The organism is Nitrospira sp. BLG_2 (assembly GCF_049222245.1).
Map to the genome: position 1 here is coordinate 1 of NZ_JBLYIG010000257.1, position 4,429 is coordinate 4,429.

The following is a 4,429-nucleotide window of genomic DNA, read 5'->3' on the forward strand; positions in this document are numbered from 1 at the left end:
AAACCGAGATTTCGGAATTGAAGGAATCCGCGGACTTGCCGGGTATTCGAGGAATGATCATTGCCTTCGATCACTTCGAATGGAGTCCACGCTTGCCTGGCAACACGTTCGTTCCTGACATCCCGGAAGAGGCTCAAAGAACGCAGCAGTGATCCGATTCGCGAAAGGCGCGCATCGCGCGGAGCAAAATTCGGCGTTTCGAGCATCGAACCGGTGCGAACTTCTAATTCCTTCGGTGTCAGCACATTGTCAGCAATTCACGCGGCCAACAATGTCGACTTTTGACTCGTAAATCCATATCGCCTTGCCGTCCCTTTCAGCCCTCGACCCTCCGATGGCTGCTCTTGCCGCTGCCCATTCTTTTTGGGAGCGAAGAATTGAGCAACCGAGCCCCGGCCGTCGTTGAACGGATGGCGGACCCTTTCCTTTCGTTGCATCCCTCGGATGGAGATCTGCTTCATCTTGAAGATGGAATGGCGATTGAGCTTCGGGTGCAGGACGTCACATACCGTCTGGCCGTACAGCTCGACCCGTCCACGCCGTCCGGCACGGCCGGCCTCTCAATCGTGCATGATGCAGTCCGGATGCGATTACCGGCGTGGGTGAATCTTCACGAATCGATCACAATTGATCGGAGGGTGTCGTGATTGATTGGGGGCGAACCGGTCTGACCATCGCGGCGGTCCTCGGTGGCCTGCTTACACTCGCGGCTCTTTTAATTTGGGTCGAACGGCGGCTGCTTGGCATTTGGCAGGAACGCTACGGACCGAACCGTGTCGGACCGGGCGGGATCCTGCAATCACTCGCCGACATGATCAAAATTTTCACCAAAGAAGATTGGATCCCTCCGTTCGCCGACAAGCCGGTCTTTGTGATCGCCCCGGCTGTCGTGATCGTCACGACACTCATGTCTTTTGCCGTCGTGCCGTTCACGCCGACGACCGTTGTGGCCGATTCCAATATCGCCCTGCTGTTCTTTCTGGCGATGTCCTCGCTGGCCGCCTACAGTGTCGTGCTGGCCGGCTGGGCCTCGAACAGCAAGTACGCGCTGCTGGGCGGCCTCCGGGCCACGGCGCAGATGCTGAGCTACGAAGTATTCATGGGCCTGTCCGTCATGGGCGTCGTCCTGCTCGCGGGTTCTTTCAGCTTGCGCGACATCGTCGACGCGCAGCGCGACCTGTGGTTTGTCATTCCGCAGTTCGTCGGCCTGGTGATCTTCCTTGTCGCCGGACTTGCTGAAACGCACCGGTTGCCGTTCGATATTCCCGAGGCCGACGCGGAGCTGGTCGCCGGATACCACGCGGAATATTCCGGCATGAAGTTCGGCATGTTCTTCGTGGGGGAATATTTGGGCGTGACGTTGATCTCGGCCATGATCGTCGTGCTGTTCTTCGGGGGTTGGCGCGGTCCATGGCTGCCGCCGGTCGTATGGTTTGCCGTGAAAACGCTGTTTTTCATCAGCCTGTTTTTTCTGCTGCGGGCCACGCTGCCGCGACTGCGCTTCGATCAGGTCATAGCGTTGGGATGGAAAGCGGCTCTGCCTGCCGCGTTGATCAACCTGTTGGTCACCGGAGGAATCGTGCTCGCTCGAATGGAATAGGACGAGCCTCGTGAAGCGTGATTCGCAAGAAGGACACATCCATATGCGGCGACGATTCACCAATAACGAAAGGCAGAAGAGCCATGAGACATATCATTGATCTCTTGATGGGTCTCTGGATCGTCTTCAAACGCACGTTCGCCAAGCCGGTCACGGTCCAGTATCCGGAGGAACGGCCCTATCTGCCGCCGCGTTGGAGGGGGCGGATCGTGCTGACTCGAGACCCTGACGGCGAAGAGCGCTGCGTCGCCTGCTATCTCTGCGCGGTCGCCTGCCCGGTCGATTGCATCGCTCTGCAGGCCACCGAGGACACGGCCGCGCATGACCGCCGGTACCCGGAATTCTTCAGAATCAATTTTTCACGCTGCATCTACTGCGGATACTGCGAAGAAGCCTGTCCGACGTACGCGATCCAACTCGTGCCGGACTTCGAGCAGAGTGAATATGCCCGCCGTAATATGGTGTACGAGAAAGAGGACTTGTTGATCAGCGGTACCGGCAAATACCCCGACTACAATTTCTATCGAGTGGCGGGTGTCAAGATTCGCGACAAAGATAAGGGCGAGGCTGAACATGAATTGCCGCCGGTGAATGTGAAGAGTTTGATGCCCTGAAGAAGTCCTGAAAATCGAGTGCTGAGCAATGAGTGTACACTCGACACTCAGGACTCAACACTGCTTACAAGACCATGGAGCTTCTATTTTACATCGCCGCCTCGGTCGCCGTCGTGGCGACACTTCGCGTGATCACCTGCGCCCGCCCCGTGCATGCGCTGCTCTATCTCGTGGTCTCGTTGTTGGCCGTGGCCGTGATCTTTTTCATTCTCGGCGCGCCTTTCGTGGCCGCTTTGGAAGTCATTATCTATGCCGGCGCCATCATGGTGCTGTTCGTGTTCGTCGTCATGATGCTGAACCTAGGACCGGCGACAATCGAACAGGAACAACGGTGGATGGCGCAGAGTACATGGACGGGACCATCGATCCTGGCGCTGATCCTGCTCGGGGAGCTGCTCTACCTGCTTATCTGGTCTGATGCGGGACAATCGGCGGAGATGGCCGTGGTGGGTCCGAAGGAAGTAAGCCGCGCCCTTTTCGGTCCCTATCTGCTCGGAGTGGAGTTGGCGTCCCTCCTGCTCCTTCCGGGACTGGTGAGCGCCTATCATCTCGGCCGCCGGATCCAACAGGATGAGAGGAAATCGCCATGACGACGCCTGCGTTGTTTCTGGCCGGCATCCTGTTCGCCCTGGGACTGATCGGCTTGCTGGCCCGCCGGAACATTCTCTTTATGTTGATGTCGGTGGAGATCATGCTCAACGCAGCAGGGTTGGCTTTTATCGCAGCCGGCGCCCGCTGGGCACAGGCGGACGGCCAGATTATGTTTCTGTTCATTCTGACACTCTCGGCGGCCGAAGTATCCGTCGCTCTGGCGCTCGTGCTGCAACTCTACAGCCGGTTCAACACGCTGGACTCGGATGCGGCCAGCCTCATGCGGGGCTAGTGCACGGTAGGACTCATGCTAGATCTCTTGTGGTTGATACCCGCCTTTCCCCTCGCCGGCTTTCTGCTGCTCACGCTTGCGAGCGGGCTTTCCCGATTCACTGTGGCTCTCACCGGAGTCGGTTCAGTCGGATTATCGGCGCTGACAGCCGGTCTGGCGGCGTCCGGTCTTATCCAACATGGACTGCTGGAGATCGGATTTACCCAATCGCTGTGGACATGGATGGATGTCGCAGGCCTCACCTCCAAGGTGGCCTTCTACTTGGATGGGCTGTCGCTCGTCATGATCTTGATCGTCACCGGCGTGGGCTTTCTGATTCATCTGTATTCCGTCGAGTACATGATTGAGGACAATGATTATCAGCGTTTCTTTGCGTACATGAATCTTTTTGTCGCCTCGATGCTGACACTGGTTCTGGCCGACAATCTATTGCTCCTCTTTTTGGGGTGGGAAGGAGTCGGTCTTTGCAGCTATCTGCTTATCGGCTTCTGGTATCGCGATCCCGCCAACGGAGAAGCGTCGCGGAAAGCCTTTGTCGTGAACCGCATCGGCGATACGTCTTTTCTCATCGGTCTGTTTGTGATCGTGGTCCACCTCGGAACGTTGGACATCCAGGAACTGATGCGGCGGGCGCTACAAGAGTGGCCTGTCGGCTCCGGTTATGCCGTCGCCGCCGCGGCATTACTGCTCGGCGGCGCACTGGGGAAATCGGCGCAGCTCCCCTTGCATGTGTGGCTCCCCGACGCCATGGCCGGCCCGACGCCCGTCAGCGCCTTGATTCATGCGGCGACCATGGTCACCGCGGGCGTCTACCTCATCGCCCGGCTTCAGGATTTGTATGACCTGGCGCCGGTCGTCCGAGTAGTGATCGCCATCATCGGGGCGCTTACGCTGCTGCTGTCGGGGTTCAGCGCGCTGGTCCAGCGGGACATCAAGCGCGTTCTGGCCTTCTCCACGATCAGTCAACTCGGCTATATGTTCTTGGCGCTTGGAGTCGCCGCTTCATCTGCCGCCATGTTCCATTTGATGACCCACGCCTTTTTCAAGGCACTCCTGTTTCTTGCCGCCGGATCGGTCATTCTGAGCCTGCACCATGAGCAGGACCTCTTCAAGATGGGCGGGCTCAGAAAAGAATTGCCGCTGGCCTTCTGGGCAACGCTCATCGGCGCTGCCTCGCTCGCCGGCGTTCCGCTGATCACGGCGGGCTTTTTCAGCAAGGAACGGATTCTGTGGGAAGTGTGGTCCTCGCCCATGGGAGGGCCCTGGCTCTGGGCGGCGGGTGTCGTCGGTGTCTTCATCACTGCGCTCTACAGTTTCCGGTTGGTGTTCCTG

At 58.4% G+C, this 4,429-nt stretch carries 6 protein-coding genes; all 6 read left to right on the top strand.

Annotation, left to right across the window (positions count from 1 at the left end):
* Positions 1–377: 377 nt before the first annotated feature.
* Positions 378–647: a hypothetical protein gene (locus ACOSYY_RS07025; RefSeq protein ID WP_421661555.1), complete on the top strand. Its 270-nt coding sequence runs from the start codon at positions 378–380 to the stop codon at positions 645–647.
* On the top strand, positions 644–1,600 hold the full coding sequence (gene nuoH, locus ACOSYY_RS07030; protein ID WP_421661556.1) for an NADH-quinone oxidoreductase subunit NuoH: 957 nt from the start codon (positions 644–646) through the stop codon (positions 1,598–1,600). Before ACOSYY_RS07025 ends, nuoH begins: the two co-directional genes overlap by 4 nt.
* An 83-nt stretch (positions 1,601–1,683) precedes the next feature.
* On the top strand, positions 1,684–2,214 hold the full coding sequence (nuoI, locus tag ACOSYY_RS07035; RefSeq protein ID WP_421661557.1) for an NADH-quinone oxidoreductase subunit NuoI: 531 nt from the start codon (positions 1,684–1,686) through the stop codon (positions 2,212–2,214).
* Positions 2,215–2,288: 74 nt separating this feature from the next.
* On the top strand, positions 2,289–2,804 hold the full coding sequence (nuoJ, locus tag ACOSYY_RS07040; RefSeq protein ID WP_421661560.1) for an NADH-quinone oxidoreductase subunit J: 516 nt from the start codon (positions 2,289–2,291) through the stop codon (positions 2,802–2,804).
* Positions 2,801–3,097 (top strand): NADH-quinone oxidoreductase subunit NuoK, encoded by a 297-nt coding sequence (nuoK, locus tag ACOSYY_RS07045; RefSeq protein ID WP_421661558.1) that lies wholly within the window; start codon positions 2,801–2,803, stop codon positions 3,095–3,097. Before nuoJ ends, nuoK begins: the two co-directional genes overlap by 4 nt.
* 15 nt (positions 3,098–3,112) lie before the next feature.
* On the top strand, positions 3,113–4,429 hold a 1,317-nt coding region (nuoL, locus tag ACOSYY_RS07050), incomplete at its 3' end, for an NADH-quinone oxidoreductase subunit L (RefSeq protein ID WP_421661559.1).

Coding starts and splice junctions, on each gene's coding strand:
- nuoK (WP_421661558.1), top strand. CDS start 2,801: ATGACGACGCCTGCGTTGTTTCTGGCCGGCATCCTGTTCGCCCTGGGA.
- nuoI (WP_421661557.1), top strand. CDS start 1,684: ATGAGACATATCATTGATCTCTTGATGGGTCTCTGGATCGTCTTCAAA.
- nuoJ (WP_421661560.1), top strand. CDS start 2,289: ATGGAGCTTCTATTTTACATCGCCGCCTCGGTCGCCGTCGTGGCGACA.